This is a genomic window from Butyrivibrio hungatei NK4A153 (assembly GCF_000424465.1).
Taxonomy (GTDB): Bacteria; Bacillota; Clostridia; order Lachnospirales; family Lachnospiraceae; genus Butyrivibrio; species Butyrivibrio hungatei_A.
Genome location: NZ_AUJY01000020.1, coordinates 19237 through 42510, shown reverse-complemented (window position 1 = coordinate 42510; position 23274 = coordinate 19237). Strand labels below are relative to the sequence as shown.

Genomic DNA, 23274 nt, shown 5'->3' with positions numbered 1-23274 from the left:
TCCTTGTCTGTAATTTTGTTATAGCATGTATTTTTATTAATGGAGTTTGTGCAAGGATAACTTGTCATTTATTCGTGATAACTTGCAAAATGAAAAAGAAGAACAAACTGGAAGACCACGCAAAAAACCTTGTGAATTCCGCAGTTCACAAGGTTTTCCACTATTCTTTATATGAAAGAATGACTTTAACCTTAAACCATCCGTCCTCATACGAACAGTTCATGTTTCCGCCGTATTTTTCTGCCACCTGTGCTATGGATTTAAGTCCATAGCCGTGTTTAACGTTGTCTGCCTTGGTGGTCTTCGGCAGATTCGTATCCCGAAAGATCCTGCGACGCTGATTGTTTTTAAGGCGCACAAAAGATCCGTCGGAGCAATTCTCGCATTCAATAATAATAAACTGGTTGCGACTTCGCACAGACAAAGTGATAAGTCTTTTCTCCTTATCCGTAAGAACCTGCGTCGCCTCAATTGCATTGTCGATAATATTTCCAAAAAGAGAACAGATATCTTTTACATGGATCCCCGAAAGAACATCTCCGTCAACCATGGCATTTAAGGTAATATCCTTCTTCTGGCACTGAAGACTCTTTGTCGTAAGAATCACATCCAAAACACGGTTTCCGGTATTCATAAACGATTCCTGTATCGCTATTGCCTGCTCCATATCATCCAAAACTTCCGCACGCTTCTTGGGATCGTCCTCGTTTTTAAGCGCAAGGACGTAATGCTTCATGTCATGTATCTCTTTTCGTAGCGCCTCGGAATTATCTATGGCAAGTTTGTACTGCTCGTACTGTTTCTGAAAAAGCTGATTGATAGCATCGTTCTCGCTCTTTGCCGCCATCTCATTTCTTCGTCCCATCTCGGTCATAAGCATCAGCATGCCTCCGAAATCAACAAGCGTACGGACATAAAGCATGTTCTCTGTTGCGGAGAACGGAGTCTTTTTTGTGACAAAGCTTATGTTAGACATTATGAAAGCGCCGATACCCGTTGCGATAACACTCACAAGCTCGCGCTCACTTATATTTAGATTTCTGCTTTCGGGGAAATTATCGCGTTCAATGCGGTAGTAGATATTATAGGTCAGTGCAAAGACAACGAACATGATTGCAAACGACAGAATGAACCCTTCATGTCCGTTAAGATAAACAGCCCACACGTAGAGCTGCTTGTACAGGCTGGCCGAAAACTCCGCAAGTACAAACGCATGCGTAGTAATAACGCCACAGTCCCTTGGCTTGATATCAAGCACCATGTACAGAGTCAGATACATCAAAGCCACGGCACCGATCATACTGGGAATCCAGAATCCTATGGGCAAAAGACCTGCCACAAACTGAAATCCAACCTGCATTGCAAATGAAATTACGCATTGCAACACATACAACTTGCCATGACTGTCTCTTTTATAAATATTGAAATATATAAAAACCGCCAGCCATTCAGCTATAGCGGTAAAAAGTCGCGGGGTATCCTGTAAATTCTTCGGGTCTAAGAATGATGAAAAGTCCATAGATTCTTGTCTCCTCTTTTTTACAAAATATCTTCCGTAAGCGCCATCATGAATTCCTTCTTTCGTGCACGGCTTATAGGAAGAACTATTCCATTGGTCAAAAGAACTTCTTCCTTCCTGACGCCTTCCACATAAGACAGGTTCACGATATAAGCATTGTGACATTTACTAAATCCGTGACCGCCGAGCATTTCTTCAAACTTTTTTAGCGGCCCGGCAGTTACATAATCCTCATCAGCACAGTGAATACAGACATTGTTACGCTGACTCTCGATGTAATAAATATTGTCGCAATCAAGCTTAAGCTGTCGCTCGTCCATAGATACCCTGATATAGAGCTTTTGTTTTTTGGTCATAACACGAGAAATAGCCTTGTCGAACAGCTGCTCGAATTGCAGATACGGCACCGGTTTCAGCACATATCCAAGCGCATCGACAGCATATCCCTGCACGGCATATCTCACCGTTGACGTGATAAAAATAATTACCACGTCAGCGTCTACCTTTCGGATCTTCTCAGCCGCAACCATACCGTCAAGATGTTTCATCTGAATGTCGAGCAGGATAATATCGAACTGCGCCCGATATTCATCCACCAAATCGATGCCATCCGTAAAATGAGTTATGGCAAACTGCTGATTAGTTTTATTCCCATAGGTCTGTATGTATTTTCTGAGAAGGTCGGCCTGATCCGACTCATCTTCTACGATACATATATTTATCATATTTTAAGTATAACAAAAAAATGTACATTTATGCCATATATCCACGATTGGCACACACCATCGCAAGATCCTCGTTCATAAGGTGTCTTCCGTATGTAAGACCTGTGTATACCTTCTGGGTATTTCCCATCATAGGGCAGCTTGTATCGTATTTCTCAATTTCCTTATATGCTTCTTTTAAGCACTTAAAGTTCTGAACCACTCTCCAGATCTTATGGCTGCTGTAATTAACTCCCGCTACCATAAGCTCTTTTTTGGAAAAGATATAAATAACATGCAGATTCTTTGCAAGCTCGTATCTAAGGTCAAGAGATCTGATAAGTTCATCGATGCAGTTCTGCGCATATCCAAGATACTTATTCGCTTCATCTTTTTTCCCGATACCGATCTCATCTATCGCATCGTTAAGATATTCGATCACCATCTCATACAAAATTGTAATGAGCTGAGTCTTGTTTGCCTGTGATATCTTAAGGGTAAATTCCTGCTTTTTTTCCTGTGTCATATTCCACCTCGATTACTCTACAACCGTTAACTGATTACTGAAGAAGCTGAAGGATCTGCGCCGGTCTTTCATTTGCCTGCGCCATCATTGATGTTCCTGCCTGAGAAAGAACCTGCTGTGTGGAATATATTGTCATCTCCTCTGCCATATCAACATCCATGATTCTTGAGTAAGCCGCAGTCATATTCTCGACAGTAATATCAAGACCGCTTACTGTGTGCTCAAGTCTGTTCTGATAAGCACCGAGTCTGCTTCTCATGGCATTAACGCTTTCAATCGCATCCTTCAAACTGTCGATTGCCTGCTTAGCACCTGTAAGATTAGACATATCAAGGTTATTGAGTCTGAGCGCCGTAAGTGATACCTGCGGAATTCTGATATCAAGTGTCTGGCCCTCATTTGCTCCAACCTGCATGGTCATTGCGCCCTTACCCGTGATCTCAAGATTAAGTTCTCCCTTGTAGGATTCATCCATCTTAATGCTGATGCTCTTTCCCGTGCTGTCTGACAATGTAAGAACATCTTCCTCAATGCTTGCGATCATATGGTTTGTCATGTAAGGTACTTCTTTGGGTTCTCCGTTTCCGTCTGCCTCTACCTTATATATCTTTATTTTGCTGAGATCTTCCTCTTCACTGAAGATAGCTTTTTTATCAACACCTGTTCTGCCCGTAAGTCTGGCAAAATCAATATCAAGATCTTTTATCACATAATTACCGGCATCAAAGTTATCTGAATAACTTGCGACCTTGATGTTCGGATTTGTCCTGCCGCTCTCGTCCGTAGCATATCCTTTAAGGTCAAAAGAACCGTCAAGAATGCTCTGTCCGTTGAACTGAGTGGTATTGGCCATTCTGTCGATTTCCTGCTTGAGCTGTGTAACTTCCTCCTGAATTGTCTTTCTGTCATTTTCAGTGAGTGTTCCGTTACTTGCCTGGATTGCAAGCTGGCTCATTCTCTGAAGAACCGCATGGATCTCAGAGAGTGTTCCGTCTGCAACCTGTACGATTGAGATTCCGTCGTTTGCACTGTTATTTGCAACTCCCAATCCTTCTATCTGTGAATTCATTCTTCTGGACATTGCAAGACCTGAAGGGTTATCCTTGGCATTTGCAATCTTAAGACCACTTGAAAGTCTCTCAAGTGACTCAGAAAGAAGCTTGTCATTTTTCTGTAAAGCATTGTTTGCGATCATTGCGGACATGTTGTAGTTTACTTTCATGTTAACCTCTTTTCTGCACGTATAGAGCTTAAAGAGCCTCTATAAATGCTTTCGCCATTTTCAAAAGTGTGCCTGTATCTGCTGTCAAATTACTTTCGCCGTCCATGGCTTCTGCATTAACCGTGCCTACTTTAGTAGGTTGTGCCTGTGCGTTATAGAGGATTGCTATCCTGTTTCGGTCTACACCTGCATCCTCTATCTTCTCCGCTAATTTATCGCACATCTTAGTTTTTACGCTTTCAAGATATTCAGTCTCTTCGGGACTTCCTGCATACGTTGTTGTAAGCATTCCCGTTATACCGCCTTCCTCCCGGTAAAGATTTGCCGAGATAAGTCCGTAGTCGGTAGTCTGAACACTCGCTTCCATCCTTGAAATTCTGCTGTTGTCACTCTTTAGAGTGATGTGCATTGATACTTTAGTTCCATCTATTTCCACCGGCACCTCAAAGCTTCCTCGCTCTGAAGTATGTGCCATCACGGAAATCTGTTTTTGCATTAGAGTAATTGCCTTAACGTCAATGTACTCCGTTTCCGGATCTACCAGTACATCCGAAAGTTTGTCGGAAATATTTTCAAGGCTCTTTGTATAAGTCTCTTCATAGTTGTCACTATCAAGAGCCTCTGTGAGAGTTTCCATATCTTTCGATATATCTCTCTTTACAAGCTCCGCTGCCCTGTTCCATAAATTTCCGTTTCTTCGATCCCGCCTTATGCCAATCATCGCTTCAAAATTGTTGAAATTCATCTCAACTTCAAGTGTCTCCATCTCTGCGATTGCTAAAGGCGCTGCCTTCGAACCCGCTATACCGCGAATTTCCTGCACCTGGTCTTTAATATATGCTTTCTCAAGCTCAGGATCGATTTCTTCATTCTCAAGCGCTCTTGCAAAATCCTCTAACTTCGTGTTAGGCATGGGTTTTGCAGCCTTTAATTTTTCGGGCTCGAGATTCTCATATACTATATCGGCTTGTGACCTGTAAAATCTGAAGGCCGAATTTATCTGTTCGTCAATTTTTATTACATTTCCTTCTTTTAGGTCTACTCCGCCGAAGTTATCACTCACGGAATAATCTATTCCGCTCCTTGCTGTTCTTCCGCTCCTTGTCTCAGTCAAAAGATTTCCCAAAGTCATATCTTTTCCTGTCTTTAATACAGAACCGATTGCCTTGTAATCATTTGCCTTAAGCGTATGGAAAAGTCTGTATATTCCTATAAAGGAAGCCTTCTCTTCTTTTGTGATATCTTTTTTCTGCTCAAGCTTGCAGATAAACTTTGAGAACTTCTCGCGTGATCTGTCAGAATCTCTTTTTCCGTCGCCGCTTCCGTTAAACATTCCCTGATCGAGGCTGTCAGAAAGCTGCTCCAGCGTCATATTGAGAGGATTGTTTCCTTCTCTTATGAGATTCAATACGGCTCCGGGCTTAAGTCTTTCAAGCGTTGCGACAAACTTGCGATCCCAGGCTCTCACGTTTTCAAAATTCTCTTCCGTGATCTCCATGCTGTTATAGCCAAGAATCCTTACCGCTCTGCGGTTTTCCTCATTTGCTTCTTCGCCAAAATCACGAAGTATATCGTCAACATTTCTAAATGCCTTCTTTATGCTGTCTCCAAGATCTGCTCTCGGCGCGGTCATCATTGCTTCGTATCCTTCACCCGCTGCCTTGAACTTTCTTGTAAGGCTCGCTGAAACATCACTTATCTGCGAAAGAGTTGCTGTCTGCAATCTTCCGGCCATAAGTCCCGAAATGTCCGCCGGTCCCTTACTTATGATCTGAACTTTTTCAAGAGTAAGATCATACACTCTCGCCGGGTTTGACGCCTTAACACCTGTGATGTCGTCAATGATCTCGCCCGTCTGCGCACCCTCAATATCTTTAAGAATGTTTGAAAGCTCTTCTATAAGATTCTGCATAGGCGCAGTATCTATCTCAAAGCCTCTGTCCAAGAGGCTTTTGTTTGCTTCGACGCTCATGCGAAGTCTTACTTCCTCAAGCTGAAGTCTTGCTGCAACAATCTTAGGATCGTTATCGGATAAAAGAGCCGTCGGATTCTCAGGATTTACTCCTGCATCCTCTCTGCTTGCCATAACGAGATTCTTAATAGTAAAGTCTTTTTCTTCTTCAACAACGTTCTTTACCGCGTCATATGTAATATTCTTTGTATCTTCATAGATTCTTACAGCCTTCTCGATATTACTCTCTGAATCTGCAAGATTTCCCTGAACCGCATTTTTACCGTCAAGTATTGCTGATGCTGCCGCTTTAACGGCTGCCTGCTCCGTTATCGGAAATTCAACCTTTGCGATTTCCGCAAGTGTATTAAGATTCTCTGCAGTAAGCGGTATTCCCTGCTCAACCATCCACTTTGCATCATCTCGTATCCTTAAGTCGCTCATATCATAGCCTGCTTCATCGAGCACTTTATCTATCTGCGGAGCAAGGCTGTCCCAATTTATGCTGTCTGCTTTCTGCGCATAGTAGCCGCCTGCCTCCTGAGCATAGAATCCTCTTCCCGAAAGATTCTGTCCGTTTGTACTGTGAGCTGCAAGGTAAAAATTGCTTATGGTGGGCTTCATGTTATTTAAGACCATGTACTTGACCGCACCGTCAGAAGGCTCCTTTATCTGAGCAGCCTCCTCATAAGCGCCTTTTGCGGCTCTTACATTTTCAGTTGTCATAGGAATATCGTTCTGAGAAAACTCCTTTTGGATTGTCTCCGCAAGTGTCCTGCTTCCCGTTATCTTTGTAAGCTTTTCAACGCTCATGTCGTCATTGTAGCCTGTAACGCTGACTCCGGCCTCCAAAAGTACACCCTTGATCTTATCAAGGATGTTCACTGTCTCCGAACTATTTAGATTTTTAACATCAAAACCATCCTGAAGAGCCTTTGCATAGTCCTCCTCAGACATAGTATTTGACAAAAGTGCCATATAATTATGCTGCGTCAAAACATCCGTGTTCTTTGCCATCTCGCTGATGTCCTCAGCTCCTCTGGCACGACTTGCATATACATCATTACTGAATAAGCTTGTATCAAGGTTCACGGCAATCGCGCTCAATGAGCTTTGCTTTACCGCACTCTTGTTGATCCTGTCCTCAGCATCCATGCCGACGTACATAGAATCCTCAGTTGTCTTTTTCCCTGCCACAGTCTGAAAATTAATGTTCATATACGCCTCATTTTTATTAAAAAATGTTTTTTACGCAAAAAGGTGACGGGCTTACATTCCGTCACCTTCTATTTCGGCTCAAAATTTTTATTTCTTAATATTAAAGAATTTATAATTTTTCTTTTTTTGATTCTTTAGTTTTCGTGCTTTTCCTTGCCTTAGCCGCTCCCTTAAAACGAAATACCTCGGCTCCGTAAGCAGGAAGATCGAAGGTTATGCTGTAATCCTTGTAATCACACAAACCTTTCTTTGCTGTGATCTCATCGGGGATATTGCTTCCATTTCCTCCAAATTGCACTTCTGCGCTGTCAAGAATATGCCTATACTTACCTGAAAAAGGAACACCCACTTGGAAACCTTTTCTCTCAACAGGAGTCATGTTTATAACAAACAGCAAATTATCCTTACCGTCTATGGCGCGTCTGTAGAAGCTGTAAGTGCTGCGCTCCTTATCATCTGCGTTTATCCACTCAAATCCGCCCCAGTCATTGTCTACTTCGTACATAGCGGGATATTTTCTGTATATCTTCAAGAGCTGAGAAACATAGTCCTTCATTCCTCTGTTGAGGTCATTTGCCAAAAGGAACCAGTCAAGCTCGCGCTTCTCGCTCCACTCTCTTTCCTGGGCAAAGTCCTGTCCCATGAAAAGAAGTTTTTTGCCCGCATGCCCAAACATAAATGTATATCCGGCTCGAAGGTTTGCGTATTTATCAACCTTATAGCCCGGCATCTTCTCAAGCATCGAGCACTTAAGGTGCACCACCTCGTCATGTGAAAGAGGCAGGATATAATTCTCGGAATTGTTGTAGCTCATGGCAAAGGTCATCATATTGTGCGCGCCCTGCCTGAAATAAGGATCGAGCTTCATATACTCGCAAAAATCATGCATCCATCCCATATTCCACTTAAAAGCAAAGCCAAGTCCATCCTCTTCGGGTGGCGCAGTGACCTTAGGCCAAGCAGTAGATTCTTCCGCTATAGTAAGAAACTCCGGATAAGTTCCCCTGACAACACTGTTTAGATGTTTAAAAAACTCTATCGCTTCGAGATTCTCTTTTTCGCCATATTTATTAGGAACCCACTGTCCGTCTTTTTTGCCATAATCCAGATAGAGCATGGAAGCAACCGCATCCACTCGTATTCCGTCAATATGGAACTTCCTTATCCAGAAAAGAGCATTCGCTATAAGGAAATTTTTCACCTCGGGTTTCCCCAGATTAAATATCTTGGTTCCCCAGTCGGGATGCTCGCCCTTTCTCGGGTCGGGATCTTCGTAGATACACTTTCCGTCAAAACATGAAAGTCCGAATTCATCCGTCGCAAAATGCGCAGGAACCCAGTCAAGTATTACACCTATGTTGTTCTTGTGAAGCTTGTTGACAAGATACATAAAGTCCGAAGGCTCACCGTATCTTGATGTCGGGGCATAGTAGCCCGTAACCTGATAGCCCCATGACCCGTCAAAAGGATGCTCCGCTATTCCAATGAGCTCAATGTGGGTATAAGGCATTTCTTTGAGATACTCGACAATTCTGTCTGCGAACTGTCTGTAAGTATAAAAACCATCTTCCGTCCCATCCGGATGTTTCATCCATGAACCGATGTGGCACTCATAGATCGCAAGAGGCTGTCGGTTGGGGTCCTTGCCCTTGATCTTTTCATACCAACCGGAATCCGACCACTTAAAGCCGGATAAATCCGTAGTCCTGGATGCATTTCCGGGACGGAGTTCAGAATAATTTGCATAAGGATCGGCTTTATACAGCTTTTTTCCTTCCGGTGTTGTTATGAGGAACTTGTACAATTCGCCCACTCCAACTCCCGGAATGAAACCTGTCCATATATTACCGACTTTTGTACGCTTTAGAGGGTGCGTATCTTCCGCCCAGTTATTGAACGCGCCAATAACATGAACTTCTGCTGCATTTGGTGCCCACACAGCAAAAAAGTATCCTTTCTTTCCGTTTTCTTCTGCCGGATGCGCTCCGAGTTTTTCATAAATCTCATAGTGCGTCCCCTGTCCGAATAAGTATTCGTCTGCTTCAGATATAAATACTTCTTTGCCCATGCATCCCCCTCGTAAATGTATTTAAGCTGTTAATGCATAAAATCTTTTTCTCTGAGGATTATCATATCATTATCATCATATCGCTTGCGTACTATGATATCAACGAAGTGAGATACAGATCTCTTCTCCGCATAATATATAGCATCATCCACGATATCCCTGACTTCTGAGACCGTAACATCGTGGTCCAGTGTCTGTCTTTCGGATATCTTGGTATGAAGTGCGAGAATACCGAGATTGTCGATAGCATACTCGTTCTCAAGCGCATACTGCTTAGCGTATGCAACAAGCGACTCATCATCAAGAGCCTCAATATCAACTCTTACGCTGAAACTCTCTTTAAAATCAGGGTTATTATCAAGGAAGCTGTTCATATCTTCCTTGGTATCTTCCATTACTATTATTATACCCTTTTTCTGTTCCTTGAGAATCTTTATAAGTTCAGCTGCTGTTTCAGGCAAAATATCTGCAGCTCTCTGAACTATAAGCGCGCCGTTTGCAAGCTTATCAAAGATTGCCGATGGTCTCTTCTTATTAAGCGTATTCGCTGTTATCTTGGCAACTTTTCCATTGAAGTCAGAATTGGATGCCTGCACTGCGCGGATAAGTCCCTTGGCAAGGTTGATAGTTCCTGCGCCCTCTTCACCTGTAACAATTACATTTCCGCTAAACGCATCCATGCTCATGTTATCAATTGCCTTGATGATCTGTCTTCTTGATTTCTTATGATGAATATAAGGTCCGAACAACTCTTTCTCTTCGGGAGTCATCTTCCTTAATCTCTCTTCAATATCTCTGTTTCCGGCGCCATGTTTCTTAAGTTTCTTCTTTGCACCCTGCGCGCCGTCCTGATTCTCATTTCTCTGAGCATCGGCTCTTTCAGGCCTCTCGGGTCTTTGTCCCTGAGGTTTTCTGTCAGCATTTCTGTTTCTCTGTCTGTCTTCACCTCTTGCTTCCGCTCTGTTTCTTTCTCTGTCCTGAGGTCTTCTTGGCTCTTCCTCTTCATGCCCGTTTTCTTCAGAAGCTTTCTCCTCAGGTGATTCAGGCTTTATTTCATTCCTTGTAGAATTGAAGTCTTCACGTGCAAATCTGTTCTTTTTCTTTTCAGGATCTTTAGCCGGTTCCTCTTCGTCCTTATTTTCAATAGGACCGTCTGTGCCCTGCTCTGCTTTATTTATAACTTCATCGACAGCCTCGTCGATAATATCGGCATTATCTCTTGACCAGTCGCCTCTTCCGGATGCTCTGTTCTGCTTTTCTTTCTTAATGGCATCAGAAATTGCCTTCTCAATTTTCTCCTGAAGTCCGGCCTTTGCTATCTCATCGTAATCTGCGAAAAGATCTCCTGTCTGATCCGAAACCTTTTTCTTTACGCTTTCAAGCTGTCTCTCCTGCTGATCCTTCTTGAACTGTTCCCAGTTCTGAATGTACTCGGAGATACTGATCTGACCCGTGATCTGCTTCTCTACTACGGGATCGGGCTCAACAGCCAGCTTGATCTGACCGTCATGATCCTGAGAAAGCATATTATCAAGTCCGTTACCATTCGAAGCTGAATCTGCGTTATCCGCATTTGCACTTGCATTTGCATTTGCGCTCACATTGCTCATGCTGTAGCTTCCGTTCGGATGAATAACCGCACCGGGTACTTCGTCCTCCAACGGCCTGTTCTCATAGGTAGCACTGAAAGAAGGCTGTTCATCGGGAACATCTTCAAGATCAAAAAAACCTGAAGTCTCTTCCTGTGCTATTTCTGCTATATCTGAACTCTGTTCCTGTACGGGATTTTCTTTGCTAACTTCGGGAGCCGGATTAAAAACGGGCTCTTGCTCAGGCACATGGATCTCATGTGTATCAAAAAATACTTCTTCTATACCGCCGGATGCAGGCTCTCCGATAGTTCCGCCAACACGCGAAAAAGAGCCGTCATTTTCATCATCATCAAAAATTTCCGGTTCTGAAGATTCTGCCATTTCCTCTGCAAATGTTGTATTTCCAAATCCCTGCTGCGCACTGTATGAATTTGCAGGCGCTTCCTCAGGCTGCGGCTGTGCTGCTTCTTGCTGCTGCGCAAAGCTCTCCTGATACTGTGGAGCCTCTGCCTGCTGCTGTGCAAAACTTTCCTGATACTGTGAAGCTTCCTGCTGCTGAACAAATCCCTGCTGATATTGTGCAGCTTCCTGCTGGGCGAATCCCTGTTGATACTGTGCGGCTTCTGCCTGCTGGGCAAAGCTTGCCGGATACTGTGCTGCACCTGTCTGCTGGTCGTAACCGGTCTGATATGGTGCATATCCCTGCTGCGGCTGTGCATAACCGGGCTGACCGAATCCTGCCGGATACTGCGCTGCCTCTGCCTGCTGGGCGAATCCCTGTTGATACTGTGCAAGCTCCTGCTGTTGCGCAAAGCTTGCCTGTGGCTGTACAGGCGTCTGTGTCTGCTCATTTCCTATATATGGCTTCAACTCCTCTGCAAGTGCTGCCTGCAGATTCATTGTATTGTATGCGCTTACATCAACGGACGGAGCTTTAATCTCAACGTCATTTGAGACAGGTGGCATTTCTCTTGTGTCCTGTGCGTATACCTGTGATCCGGGCATATTCTGTGCCATCTGGCTCTGCGCGGGATCCTCTTTATTGTATGTTATGGATCTGTCTATATATCCACCATGTTTCTGCTTATATCTGATATATCTGTCCTGCTGTTCCGGCGACAACGGTTCGTGAAGCGCCTTAAGTTCAAGGGCCTTCATGACATAGTTACCGTCTCCGAGCCACAAGAACATCTCGTCACATGTTTCAATGCACTCAGTAGTAAGACCTATCCTATGATAAAGATAAGCCAACTCATATACCCATTTTTCCCTATAATCATGTTTTTTGAATTCTTCGAGAACAGCGATTCTCTCTTCAAGACTTACTTCCTGAGCTTCGTAGAGTTTATACTGTAAGATATATCGCCCTGTATCTCTGGGCGCTATTCTGACAAATTCCTTATAATATTCAACTGCTTGAACAAATTCTCCCATCTTTATGGCAAGTTCACATAGGGAGTATACAATCGCTCTACCCGTGGGGTGTCTGTCGTATGCCATGAGCAGGATATCTCTGCTCTCTTCAAAGCGTCTGTTTATCTTATATAGATCACTTATCGTGCAAAGCATTGCGACACTTTTCACTCGTTTCCAGTCAATTGTGTCGGCGATCTTCACAGCTTCGGCAAATCTGCCTTCCCCAATTAAAGCCTTGATCTCATCGGCTCGAATTTTGTATTCAACTTTATCCAAAATATCACCTCTTTGGTGCCCCAACTATATCCAGTGTTAGTTTATCATAAGCACCTTATCTTTGTAAAATGTCTGAAAGTCGCGCAAATTGCGTAAGCGAAAGTACTTCTCCCCTTGCTTTTTCGTCAATATTTATCTCAGTTAACGCATCTTGAACCTGCTGTCTTGTAACCTTAAGAGAAGGGTTGTTGGAAAGAGAGTTTGAAAGTGTCTTCCTCCTCTGGTTAAATGCTGTTCTGATTATCTCGAACATGTACTTTGCATCGCCGACTTCCACCGCCGGCTTCTCATATCTTTTAAGATGCACAACTGCCGACCCGACATTCGGCTGCGGGATAAAGCTTCCGGGCGGAACGTTCATTACTGCCGTTGCCTTTGCATAATATCCTACAGCAAGAGAAAGTGAACCATAGTCCTTATTTCCGGGTCCCATGACCATTCTGTCCGCAACTTCCTTCTGCACCATGACAGTAATGCTGTCAATCGGTGCGCCGCTCTCAAAGAGCTTCATTATAATCGGAGTAGTGATGTAGTAGGGAAGATTGGCAACAACCTTTATCTCTCTTCCTTCGTTGTATTCTTTTACTATGCTCTCTATATCAACCTTAAGGATGTCTTCATTGATTATTGTCACGTTGTCATACTCAGACAATGTATCATCCAAAACAGGAATAAGTGTCTTGTCTATTTCAACGGACACAACGCGTTTTGCAGCCTCAGCCAGATACTGGGTAAGGCTTCCTATGCCGGGACCTATCTCAAGGACACAATCTTCTTTTGTAACACCCGAAGCCTCAACAATACCGTCAAGTACTCCGCTGTCTATAAGAAAGTTCTGCCCGAATTTTTTCTTGGCGCTCATATTGTATTTGCTCAGCACTTCCTTTGTGCGTGCTGCATTTCCAAGATATGCCATTTATACCTCCGTCATTAGGCCGTACATACGCTTTGCATTTTCTTCCGTAATACGTATTACGTCTTCTTCGCTGATTCCTTTTATGTTTGCTATCTCTTTTACCACGTAAGGCAGGTTTAAAGAGCTGTTGCGTTCCCCTCTGTGGGGTTCGGGTGAAAGATACGGGCAATCCGTCTCAAGAAGTATCTTTTCCATAGGAATTTCTTCAACAACTTCTCTAAGCTTTCGGCCGTTCTTAAATGTCACCACTCCGCCGACCCCTATATAAAAGCCCATATCCACGCATTCTTTTGCAATTTCTTTTGAATATGAAAAACAGTGCACCACTCCGCCTATATCTTCCGCATGCTCGCTATGCATTATATCCATTGTATCCTTTGCGGCATCCCTTGAATGGATAACAACGGGGAGTTTTACTTCCTTTGCAAGCTCAAGCTGTCTCACAAACCATTTCTTCTGAATCTCGGGCGCAGGATCGGGCCAATGATAATCAAGGCCTATCTCACCGATTGCAACGCATCTTTCATCCGCGCTCCAAGCTCTCAGGCGATCCATGGCTTTATCATTAAGTTCTTCAACTTCACTTGGATGCACTCCGACTGCCGCATATATAAAATCATGTTTATGCGCCAGCTCAAGTGCCCTTTCACTTGATGCCATATCCGCACCTATATTTACGACTCCGCCAATCCCTTCTTCTCTCAAAGAAGCTATGAGCGTATCTCTGTCTTCATCATACTGTCTGTCATCGTAATGAGCATGCGTATCAAATATCATTTACACACCTTCCGCTTTTCCAAAATCGCAATTTTGAATTTTTTCATAACATCTAATTTACCACAAATATATCCTCACAGATATGCGAAATTGAAAAAAAATCAAATTTTTTTATTTTTTTTGAAAAAAACACTTGCAATTCTTTTTTAAGCGTAGTAACATATCACTTGTCGTTGAGATACGGCAAAGCCGCTAAATAACGAATGCGCTGCTAGCTCAGTTGGTAGAGCACCTGACTCTTAATCAGGTTGTCCAGGGTTCGAGACCCTGGCAGCGCACGCCGAGTACTGTTTTTGTAGGTATATCCTATGAGGATGGTACTTTTTTTTCTGCATTTTTTGAAAAGAAAAAGAAATGCCGCAGAGAAATAATCCGATTAAAGATTTTTCTTTGCGGCATATTTTTTATTCTTCAACTTTATCAACTGCTTTTTCCGGATGTTCCAACATCTCCTGCATGGTATGCCATCCCAGAACGGCACATTTAACTCTTGCAGGCATATGTCTCACATCCTGAAGCGAAGCAGCTTCATCAAGGGACTCTATGCTCTCCTCGTCCGTAATATCGCCCTTTATCATGCCCATAAAAGTCTCGGCAAGCTTAATGGCATCTTCTTTGCTCTTTCCGATTATCTGATCAACCATCATATCTACAGAAGCCTGTGAGATTGCACATCCGCTTCCGATATATTTTCCATCTGTAATAACGCCGTTTTCAACCTTAAGCTGCAATGTGATATCATCACCACAGCTTGGGTTTATTCCACGCATTACAAGATCCGGATTCTCTAATTTACCTTTGTGTACAGGGCGCAGATTATGCTCATTAACTATCTCGCGATATAACTGCTTAAGCTCCATATCCCATGACCTCCCTAACCTTTGCAAGTTTCTCCAAGAATATTTTAACCTCTTCTTCTGTATTATAGAAGTACAAACTTGCACGTGCGGTAGATCCTTCTCCGATAAACTGCATAAGCGGCTGTGCACAGTGATGTCCTGCTCTGATACATACATGATCGTCGTTAAGCACCGATGAAATATCATGCGGGTGTACACCGTCGATTGTAAATGTAACTATTCCGCAATGTTTCTTGGGATCTTTTGATCCATATATCTTGATATACGGAAGTTTTGACATGCCTTCCATAAGAAGTGCCGTAAGTTTCTGTTCCTGCGCCTCTATGGCCTCAAAACCGACGTTTTGAAGGTATCTGATTGCTTCGGCAAGTCCAACCGCTCCGGATGCATTTACAGTACCTGCCTCAAACTTATGAGGAAGCTCCGCATAAGTAGCATCTGTCCTTGTAACATACTCTATCATTTCCCCGCCTGTAAGGAAGGGAGACATATTTTCCAAAAGCTCTTTTCTTCCGTACAGAACACCGATTCCCATAGGTCCGAGCATCTTGTGTCCGGAAAATGCAAAGAAATCCGCACCAAGATCCTGTACATTGATCTTCATATGAGGTGTCGACTGAGCGCCGTCTACTACTACGATTGCTCCCTTAGACTTTGCATATGCCACAATTTCTTTTACAGGATTGGTAACACCCATGACATTGGAAACATGCCCGATAGCCACAACCTTTGTCCTGTCTGTTATCTTGCTCTCATACTCTTCCTTGGAGATAACGCCCTCTTCATCAGGCTCAAGATATACAAGTTTTGCATTTTTCTTCCTGCATACCATCTGCCAAGGCAATATATTGCTGTGATGTTCCATCACTGAGATAACAACTTCATCACCTTCCGAAACGTTATCAAGCCCATAGCTGTATGCCACGAGGTTAAGTGATTCGGAAGTATTTCTTGTAAAAATAATCTCTTCCGGAGAGTTCGCTCCTATGAAATCAGCAACAACACGTCTTGAATCCTCGTACATATCTGTTGCTGCAATACTCCAGTCATATAAGCCTCTGAGCGGATTGGCATTTGCCGTGCGATAAAAGTTTGATATTGCATCCAGAACCTGATTAGGTCTCTGTGAAGTAGCCGCATTATCAAAATATACATAGTCACCTGAATTTAATATATCGAAGTCTTTTCGATAATCTCCGATGTTAGCCATTTTCTTTTCCTACCTGTTAAATAATATTCTGAATGTAGAATATAACTCTCTGTTCCAGTTCCTTATCGGGAATCGTTCTTGCAACGCTGTCAAGTCTTGCCCTGATCATCATGCGTTTTGCATTTTCTTCATCGATTCCTCTTGTCTGCATATAGAACAACAAGTCCTCGCCAAGCTGTCCTATTGTTGCGCCGTGTCTTCCGTCAACATCTTCTTCCTGACAAAGTATCACGGGCATGCTGCGGTTTACAACATCAGGGCTCAGCATAAGTGTATCTTCCTGCTCATCACCTGCCGATCCCGAGCTTCCGTTTTTAAAATCAATTGTTCCTCTGAATACCTTTGTTGCGGAATCCATCAGAACTCCTTTTGCGTGCATGACTGAGTTTGTATTTTTTCCTCTCTGGTCTGCGATGTAATTCACATCAAGGAAATTATTGTATCTAACGAGATATCCCATGTTAGATATTAGCTCAGCATCTTTTTCAACAAGGTTCACAAGACAACCTGTCCAGGTCTTCTCTGCTCCAAGTTCCAACGTTGTAACGCCGATCGATCCGCCCTTAAAACAGGCACCGCCGATATCATCGAAATGAATGAACTTATCGCCAAGCATCTGAATCTTATATATATTTATCTTTGCACCCTCTTCAGCAAGAAGTCTTGTGCTGATCCCATGGAATCCGCCGAACTCTTTCTCCGACTCATACACAAGAATAACGCTTATCTCAGAATCTTTCTTGGCATGAATGACCTGTGATGATATACATCCTTCGCCGTCTTTCATCTTATACTCTATGATAACGGGTTCGGAAACTTTAACATTTTCCTCAACCGTATAAATATCACACTTAGCGCCTGCAGAGATCATGAGCTCGTCTACATCGATTCCCATTCCCGTTCTGATCGCCTGACCGTCGTTTCTTCCCGTCGTATCGGCGTTAGGACCTGCAAATTCGCCTGTGGTATACATTATCCTGTCTTTATTCTTGATAAATATCTCGCCCGCTTTTGCAAAATCAACTCCGCGCTTTACATCTACGCCCTGAGGCATCTTGCTTGCATCCGGAGTTTCAAAGCTATCTATTTTTATATCTGATTCGGAAACTGTGCTGTCATTGACCTTAAGAAAACCATATGTCAAAACAGGCAGCACATTAACCTTCATGTTCAAATCTTTGTTCATGTGAAGTCCCTTCTCAATGTCCGCTCATCTCAAGCTTAATAAGGTTATTCATCTCAACGGCATACTCAAGCGGAAGTTCCTTTGAAACAGGATTGGCAAATCCGCTTACGATCATCGCCTTAGCCTCTTCCTCACTTATTCCTCTGGACATAAGGTAGAAAATAGCATCATCGCTGATTCTTCCAATCTTAGCCTCGTGTCCTACATCAGCATCATCGGTTCTGATGTCCATTCCCGGAATTGTATCTGCTCTGGAAATGCTGTCTACCATAAGTGAATCACAAGAAACTGACGCTTTTGCCTTTTTAGCTGAACTCTGAATTACAACACTGCTTCTGTATGTTCCTATTCCGCCGTCCTTGGAAATGGACTTGGAATTGATAACCGAAGTTGTTCCCACTCCCTGATGCACCACCTTGGCACCTGTATCAAGATTCTGGCCTTTTCCGGCAAAAGTAATTCCGGTAAATTCCATCTTGGAGTGATCGCCCTTAAGAATTGTCATAGGATAAAGATATCCCGTATGAGATCCAAACGATCCCGATACCCACTCCATGATCCCGTTCTCTTCGATAAGAGCTCTCTTGGTATTGAGGTTATACATATTCTTGGACCAGTTCTCGATTGTGGAATAGCGAAGTCTCGCATTCTTTGCCACAAAGAGCTCAACAGCTCCCGCATGAAGATTGGCCACATTATACTTTGGTGCCGAGCATCCTTCTATGAAGTGAAGATCTGCACCTTCATCAACAATTATGAGAGTATGCTCAAACTGTCCTGCTCCTGCCGCATTAAGTCTGAAATAAGACTGAAGCGGAATATCTACCTTAACTCCCTTTGGCACATATACAAATGAACCTCCGGACCATACCGCTCCGTGAAGCGCTGCAAATTTGTGATCCGTAGGCGGTATAAGAGTCATAAAGTGACTCTTGATCATATCCGCGTATTCTGTTTTCATTGCGCTCTCAAGATCTGTATAAATAACACCCTGAGCTGCAACCTCATCTTTCACATTGTGATATACAAGTTCTGAATCGTACTGGGCTCCGACACCTGCGAGAGATTCTCTCTCTGCTTGAGGAATACCAAGTCTTTCAAAAGTGTTCTTGATATCTTCCGGAACATCTTCCCAGTTATTCTTCATCTCAGACTTATGTCTTACATAAGATGTGATCCTGTCCATATCAAGACCTTCTATACTGGGTCCCCACTTTGGCATTTCCATCTCGTTGTATATCTTTAAGCACTTAAGTCTGAAATCCCTCATCCATTCAGGATCGTTCTTTTCTGCAGAAACCTTTAATACGGTTTCCTCATCAAGACCTTCCTCCATCCTGTAGAAGTCTTTTTCTGTCTCTATATCCTTAAATTCATATGCGCTGCGGTCTATCTCAACCACTTTCTGTTTGTTATCGCTCATATCAATCCTCTGTTATCCGGCCAATTATTACGCTTCTGAGATAAACTTCTCAAATCCGTTAGCATTGATTTCATCAACCAAAGATCCGTCACCTGTGCATACAAGATTACCCTTAACAAGCACATGTGTATAATCAACATGTAGTGACTCAAGAATCTTGGTGCTGTGTGTGATTATAAGAAGTGCTCCGTCCTTTTTCTTCTGATACTCCTGAATGCCCTTAGATACTGTTCTTACAGCATCAACGTCAAGACCTGAGTCTGTCTCATCAAGAATAGCAAGTTTGGGATTTAACATAAGTAGCTGAAGAATCTCTGCCTTTTTCTTCTCACCGCCTGAGAAACCAACGTTAAGGTCTCTGTCAGCATAAGCCTCATCCATAGAAAGAACTTCCATAGCAGCCTTAAGTGATTTCTGGAAAGCCATAAGCTTTACAGGTGCACCTGTCTGGGCATGAAAAGAATTTCTTATAAAACTGCTGAGTGAGATTCCGGGAATCTCATAAGGATTCTGGAATGACAGGAACATTCCTGCCTTTGCTCTCTTGTCTGCAGAAATATCGGTAATATCCTGTCCGTCAAAAATAATATTTCCCTCTGTCACACAATAATGAGGATTTCCCATAAGAGAATATCCAAGTGTGGACTTTCCTGCTCCGTTTGGGCCCATGAGAACATGAGTCTCTCCGGGCTTTATATCTAAATTGATCTTGTGCAGAATCGGCAACTCGTTATCTATTGATACAGATAAGTTTTTTACCTGTAATAAAGACGCATCTGACATGATAAATTTCCTTTCCGTGTTTTCCTACCAAGTTGGTAGGAAATATGATAACACCGCAAATTTGTATTGTCAATTTAAAAACAATGTAAAGTTTATCATAAAACCCCTTGACATACCATACAAAAGTAATTAAAATACAATCTTGTCAGTACCGTGCGGGTGTAGTTCAATGGTAGAACACTAGCCTTCCAAGCTAGATACGTGGGTTCGATTCCCATCACCCGCTTTACTGATTTTTTTTTACCCTTTTTTCTTTCTTATACAGCAAGGAGTTAATTCATGGAACTTATCATCGATGTTGTCATGGACGCGCTTATCGATTCTCTTAAGATACTCCCCTTTCTTTTTATAACCTACCTTTTAATGGAATATCTGGAGCACAAGACTCAGGAATATACGTCTGCGATTGTCCAAAAAACAGAATACTTCGGACCTTTGTGGGGCGGACTGATCGGCGTTTTTCCGCAGTGCGGATTTTCAGCCGCAGCTTCCAATCTCTACGCAGGCAGAGTTATAACGCTCGGAACCCTTATTGCGATTTATCTTTCAACTTCGGATGAGATGATCCCGCTTTTTATATCAGAACAGGTTCCTGCCGGAATTATGATAAAGATACTGGTCATCAAAGCTGTCATCGGAATCATCGCAGGCTTTGTCATTGATGCAGTTGTTCACTGGCATCATCTTACTCACAATAAAAGGCTCGACGATCCGATTCAGATAAATGCCCTGTGTGAAAAAGAGCACTGTCACTGCGAAGAGGACGACCACAGCGGTTTTATCGGAATTGTAAAATCCGCATTTGTTCATACGATACACATTTTTGCTTTTGTTCTTGTTCTTACTTTGATATTGGGATTTGCAATCGAGCTTATCGGAGAAGATAAGTTATCTGAACTTCTTAAGACAAGTCCGGTGCTCAGCCACCTTCTTGCGGGAATTATAGGTCTTATCCCCAATTGTGCGGCATCAGTCATCATTACAACCTTGTATCTTGATAAGATGATCACTCTAGGAACAATGATGTCAGGCCTCTTAGTCGGAGCCGGAATCGGACTTTTGGTATTATTCAGAGTTAATGATGATAAAAAAGAAAATATCAGAATCGCAATTCTTCTGTTCCTTATCGGAACTGTCACAGGCGCTTTGCTTGATGTACTTGGAATCGCATTATAAAAGAATAAAAAAATACCCCGCTGCGTATGCACCGGGGCTTTTTTATGTACTGACTAAAGCAATTGATTAAACTAGTGTTACCTGTTGTTTAATAAATCTAATTGAATTAGCTATTATTATTTTGCTGATGAAGCCTCTGCTGAAGCGTCTGAAGATGCCTCAGATGAAGCGTCTGATGAAGCGTCTGAAGATGCATCAGATGAAGCGTCTGTAGCTTCTTCTGTTGTCTCTTCTGTAGCTGCCTCTTCTACTGAGAAAGCTTCTACAGATGCCTCTACAGATGTAGCCTCTGTAGCTGCCTCTTCTGCTGCCTCACCGCAACCAGCAAGAACTGCTGCTGAAAGTGTTAAAACTGAAAGTAATGTAACGATATTCTTCTTCATAATATATTCTCCTCTTTTCTGCATACTTTGCAATTACGAATTATTGCAAACAATTGCTTCAGTACAGTTATAGATTATATATTGTGAATAGAATAATGTCACCGACAAATCGACGCATAATATCTTAAGATTTCCTTAATATTTTGTGCAATTCTCACAAATTTTATTGATTTTGAATGTCCGCTACCCCTCCGCCGGCCGACTTATCATAGCTTAGTGTTATGAATATTCCATCTCTTGATGCCTGGTTAAAGTCTCCGCAGACAAACGTAAATGAGTTGCCTCCGTCATCTTTTATAACAATTTCCCACTGCGTACTGTCTATTTTGATATCAAGATCGACGCCCACAAGTGTATATCCGGAAGCAAGCGTAACTCCCTCATCAAGCAGATTTGCAGAGTACGCATCACTTGTAAGGTCATGAAGTGCCATCTCTGTTATCATAAATTCCGTGTTATTTATAATAGTTGCATTTATCATTGCTTCTTTTAGAGCTGCTTCTCTCTTTGCATTATCTTCAGCAAGTTTTGCATCAAGCGTTGCCTGAATACCCTGATATTCAGTAGTAAGTTCCGTCATCTTCGGTCCATAGTATTCAAGCATACTGTCACTCATTTTGCTAAAATCCTTATTCTCAATAACCGTTTCTTTTTGCGCAAGCTCATCAAGAGTTCCTCTAAGACTTGAGTCTGTTATATCAAGGTACGTATTCTCCGCATGATTTTTTGCCTCAACAAGTGCCGCTTTTAATGCCTCGGCCTCACTTAATTTCTCAGCCGAAGGTTTACACGCAACAAGCAGGAGCGCCATAATAAGCGTTCCTGCTCCGCTAATTAACTTGCCACTTTTCATATCTTGTCCCCCGATTCGTTTTCTGCGTACTCGGGCTCATTGTAATAGTAATCCATGATAAGTGCAACTACATGACAATAACTTACTTTTCCTGACAACACTCCGTTCACTTTAAGATTAGTATCTATGAAGGTTTCAGCCGCTTTTTTTACTGTAGCAGTCTTAACTACAGCCTTCTTCTCAACTTCGACCCACGCTTCCTTTGTAAGGAACTGGTTGTCATATTTTACCCTGTCAGAAATCTTCACGTGTGAATTGTATTCCTGTTTGCTGACAGCGTTATAAAAATCATTATTTATATAATTAAGAACTCCCAAATATCCGCTGTATCTAAATACAACGTCATCAGATTTTACACAGGCAAGAAATCCAAAGAAATTTGCTTCATCTTCATATATGTACCCGTGAGTATGTGCAAGTTCATGGCACATCGTAAATGGCTTATTCATTATAGACATCGTATCATTATAGTTTGCTTCCATTGAGAACGGAAAATAATACCCTTGCATGTACTGCTGGCTCATAAATCCCGAGAAATGAAGGGGCTTTGGTGTCACATAATATCCGCCGAGTCTCGGAAATTCTCCTTCAAGATTCTTCATTGCAAGGATGGCCTGCTCCTGCATGTTCCCGCTATATATAACGTTACCTCTCTCATCATGCGGAACCTGTTCTGCAAGTTCATTACATCTTCGAACCACGAAATCTCGCATCTCCGCAAGCTGAGCAAGATCATAATCCTTGGTAAATCCCGTCTCTGTCACTTTAAGCTTTGATGTGTGATACAGAACAAAGCAGTTAAGCGACATTATCGTACATACTATCGCCATCATAACGGGCGACACTCTGTGGAGGATCCCTGAAATTCTATTGAATACTTTTTCTGCGGAAAAGAATCTTTGACTCTTGTTTATCGCAACCTTTGAATATATCCAAAACACGGTGTGTACACCTATAAACAGAATTGCAAAAGCCGTAAACAAAACGATAAATACCAACATGATCTCGCCTACAGAAAAAGCAACCTTACTTGTAAGTGCTCCATATACCGATGTTATCTTCGGATATATGTTCGTGACGTAGAAGTCAGAAAAGGCCGCACTTTTCCATGCGGCCAAATTAAAGATAATACAAAATGCCATTATTAAGGTTATTTTTAAGGAGAATACTTTTTTTTCGTGCATTTTTCTGACTCCCTGTTTCCTAAAATTCATT

At 42.6% G+C, this 23274-nt stretch carries 18 protein-coding genes and 2 tRNA genes; 3 read left to right on the top strand and 17 right to left on the bottom strand.

Annotation, left to right across the window (positions count from 1 at the left end; translation table 11 throughout):
- Positions 1–160 precede the first annotated feature (160 nt).
- From G628_RS0108995 to G628_RS0108955, 9 genes are all read right to left on the bottom strand, one after another.
- Complete coding sequence (locus tag G628_RS0108995; protein WP_027208974.1) at positions 161–1519, bottom strand: ATP-binding protein; 1359 nt, start codon at positions 1517–1519, stop codon at positions 161–163.
- Positions 1520–1539: 20 nt separating this feature from the next.
- Positions 1540–2244 (bottom strand): LytR/AlgR family response regulator transcription factor, encoded by a 705-nt coding sequence (locus tag G628_RS0108990; protein ID WP_026656230.1) that lies wholly within the window; start codon positions 2242–2244, stop codon positions 1540–1542.
- A gap of 28 nt (positions 2245–2272) precedes the next feature.
- Positions 2273–2749 (bottom strand): flagellar protein FliS, encoded by a 477-nt coding sequence (locus G628_RS0108985; RefSeq protein WP_027208973.1) that lies wholly within the window; start codon positions 2747–2749, stop codon positions 2273–2275.
- A 34-nt stretch (positions 2750–2783) separates the two neighbouring features.
- The gene (locus G628_RS0108980) at positions 2784–3971 is read right to left on the bottom strand and encodes a flagellin (RefSeq protein WP_026656233.1); all 1188 of its coding nucleotides are present in this window, start codon (positions 3969–3971) and stop codon (positions 2784–2786) included.
- A gap of 28 nt (positions 3972–3999) precedes the next feature.
- On the bottom strand, positions 4000–7140 hold the full coding sequence (locus G628_RS0108975) for a DUF6240 domain-containing protein (protein ID WP_027208972.1): 3141 nt from the start codon (positions 7138–7140) through the stop codon (positions 4000–4002).
- Between the two features lie 109 nt (positions 7141–7249).
- Entirely contained in the window at positions 7250–9208 is a 1959-nt protein-coding gene (gene glgB / locus G628_RS16930; protein ID WP_051199120.1) for a 1,4-alpha-glucan branching protein GlgB, read from the bottom strand.
- Between the two features lie 29 nt (positions 9209–9237).
- On the bottom strand, positions 9238–12492 hold the full coding sequence (locus tag G628_RS0108965) for a hypothetical protein (RefSeq protein WP_027208971.1): 3255 nt from the start codon (positions 12490–12492) through the stop codon (positions 9238–9240).
- A gap of 55 nt (positions 12493–12547) precedes the next feature.
- A complete protein-coding gene (gene rsmA, locus G628_RS0108960) occupies positions 12548–13408 on the bottom strand; it encodes a 16S rRNA (adenine(1518)-N(6)/adenine(1519)-N(6))-dimethyltransferase RsmA (RefSeq protein ID WP_026667334.1) in 861 nt (286 codons plus the stop codon).
- A complete protein-coding gene (locus G628_RS0108955) occupies positions 13409–14185 on the bottom strand; it encodes a TatD family hydrolase (protein ID WP_026656237.1) in 777 nt (258 codons plus the stop codon).
- Positions 14186–14390: 205 nt separating this feature from the next.
- On the opposite strand from G628_RS0108955, the gene G628_RS0108950 reads away from it, so the two are divergent.
- Positions 14391–14463: transfer RNA gene (locus G628_RS0108950), tRNA-Lys, on the top strand.
- A gap of 126 nt (positions 14464–14589) precedes the next feature.
- On the opposite strand, the gene sufU is transcribed toward G628_RS0108950, so the two are convergent.
- Genes sufU through sufC form a run of 5 tightly spaced genes read right to left on the bottom strand, consistent with a single transcriptional unit; the run spans position 14590 to position 19647 of the window.
- Positions 14590–15045, bottom strand: coding sequence for a Fe-S cluster assembly sulfur transfer protein SufU (sufU, locus tag G628_RS0108945; RefSeq protein ID WP_026656238.1), 456 nt, complete (start codon positions 15043–15045; stop codon positions 14590–14592).
- A complete protein-coding gene (locus tag G628_RS0108940) occupies positions 15035–16255 on the bottom strand; it encodes an aminotransferase class V-fold PLP-dependent enzyme (protein WP_034462112.1) in 1221 nt (406 codons plus the stop codon). The genes sufU and G628_RS0108940 overlap by 11 nt, the downstream gene beginning before the upstream one ends.
- Positions 16256–16271: 16 nt before the next feature.
- A complete protein-coding gene (locus G628_RS0108935; RefSeq protein WP_027208970.1) occupies positions 16272–17441 on the bottom strand; it encodes a SufB/SufD family protein in 1170 nt (389 codons plus the stop codon).
- Between the two features lie 13 nt (positions 17442–17454).
- A complete protein-coding gene (gene sufB, locus G628_RS0108930; RefSeq protein ID WP_026656242.1) occupies positions 17455–18864 on the bottom strand; it encodes a Fe-S cluster assembly protein SufB in 1410 nt (469 codons plus the stop codon).
- A 27-nt stretch (positions 18865–18891) separates the two neighbouring features.
- Positions 18892–19647, bottom strand: a complete 756-nt coding sequence (gene sufC, locus G628_RS0108925; protein ID WP_026656243.1) for a Fe-S cluster assembly ATPase SufC — start codon at positions 19645–19647, stop codon at positions 18892–18894.
- Positions 19648–19802: 155 nt separating this feature from the next.
- Between sufC and G628_RS0108920 the strand changes: the two genes are divergently transcribed.
- A tRNA-Gly gene (locus G628_RS0108920) sits at positions 19803–19873 on the top strand.
- 53 nt (positions 19874–19926) lie between these two features.
- Positions 19927–20823: a putative manganese transporter gene (locus G628_RS0108915; protein ID WP_034500749.1), complete on the top strand. Its 897-nt coding sequence runs from the start codon at positions 19927–19929 to the stop codon at positions 20821–20823.
- A 116-nt stretch (positions 20824–20939) separates the two neighbouring features.
- Here G628_RS0108915 and G628_RS16925 read toward each other — a convergent pair whose 3' ends face one another.
- From G628_RS16925 to G628_RS16920, 3 genes are all read right to left on the bottom strand, one after another.
- Positions 20940–21206 carry a hypothetical protein gene (locus tag G628_RS16925; protein WP_051199119.1) on the bottom strand — a complete coding sequence of 89 codons (267 nt, stop codon included), beginning with the start codon at positions 21204–21206 and terminating at the stop codon, positions 20940–20942.
- 163 nt (positions 21207–21369) lie between these two features.
- Positions 21370–22059 (bottom strand): hypothetical protein, encoded by a 690-nt coding sequence (locus G628_RS0108905; RefSeq protein WP_026656252.1) that lies wholly within the window; start codon positions 22057–22059, stop codon positions 21370–21372.
- The gene (locus tag G628_RS16920; RefSeq protein ID WP_196803738.1) at positions 22056–23201 is read right to left on the bottom strand and encodes a DUF3810 domain-containing protein; all 1146 of its coding nucleotides are present in this window, start codon (positions 23199–23201) and stop codon (positions 22056–22058) included. The genes G628_RS0108905 and G628_RS16920 overlap by 4 nt, the downstream gene beginning before the upstream one ends.
- Positions 23202–23274: the final 73 nt, after the last annotated feature.

Bases quoted from the DNA above. Each gene is read 5' to 3' on its own strand.
- G628_RS0108995 (WP_027208974.1), bottom strand. From the start codon at position 1,519: ATGGACTTTTCATCATTCTTAGACCCGAAGAATTTACAGGATACCCCG.
- G628_RS0108990 (WP_026656230.1), bottom strand. From the start codon at position 2,244: ATGATAAATATATGTATCGTAGAAGATGAGTCGGATCAGGCCGACCTT.
- G628_RS0108985 (WP_027208973.1), bottom strand. From the start codon at position 2,749: ATGACACAGGAAAAAAAGCAGGAATTTACCCTTAAGATATCACAGGCA.
- G628_RS0108980 (WP_026656233.1), bottom strand. From the start codon at position 3,971: ATGAAAGTAAACTACAACATGTCCGCAATGATCGCAAACAATGCTTTA.
- G628_RS0108975 (WP_027208972.1), bottom strand. From the start codon at position 7,140: ATGAACATTAATTTTCAGACTGTGGCAGGGAAAAAGACAACTGAGGAT.
- glgB (WP_051199120.1), bottom strand. From the start codon at position 9,208: ATGGGCAAAGAAGTATTTATATCTGAAGCAGACGAATACTTATTCGGA.
- rsmA (WP_026667334.1), bottom strand. From the start codon at position 13,408: ATGGCATATCTTGGAAATGCAGCACGCACAAAGGAAGTGCTGAGCAAA.
- G628_RS0108955 (WP_026656237.1), bottom strand. From the start codon at position 14,185: ATGATATTTGATACGCATGCTCATTACGATGACAGACAGTATGATGAA.
- sufU (WP_026656238.1), bottom strand. From the start codon at position 15,045: ATGGAGCTTAAGCAGTTATATCGCGAGATAGTTAATGAGCATAATCTG.
- G628_RS0108940 (WP_034462112.1), bottom strand. From the start codon at position 16,255: ATGGCTAACATCGGAGATTATCGAAAAGACTTCGATATATTAAATTCA.
- G628_RS0108935 (WP_027208970.1), bottom strand. From the start codon at position 17,441: ATGAACAAAGATTTGAACATGAAGGTTAATGTGCTGCCTGTTTTGACA.
- sufB (WP_026656242.1), bottom strand. From the start codon at position 18,864: ATGAGCGATAACAAACAGAAAGTGGTTGAGATAGACCGCAGCGCATAT.
- sufC (WP_026656243.1), bottom strand. From the start codon at position 19,647: ATGTCAGATGCGTCTTTATTACAGGTAAAAAACTTATCTGTATCAATA.
- G628_RS0108915 (WP_034500749.1), top strand. From the start codon at position 19,927: ATGGAACTTATCATCGATGTTGTCATGGACGCGCTTATCGATTCTCTT.
- G628_RS16925 (WP_051199119.1), bottom strand. From the start codon at position 21,206: ATGAAGAAGAATATCGTTACATTACTTTCAGTTTTAACACTTTCAGCA.
- G628_RS0108905 (WP_026656252.1), bottom strand. From the start codon at position 22,059: ATGAAAAGTGGCAAGTTAATTAGCGGAGCAGGAACGCTTATTATGGCG.
- G628_RS16920 (WP_196803738.1), bottom strand. From the start codon at position 23,201: ATGGCATTTTGTATTATCTTTAATTTGGCCGCATGGAAAAGTGCGGCC.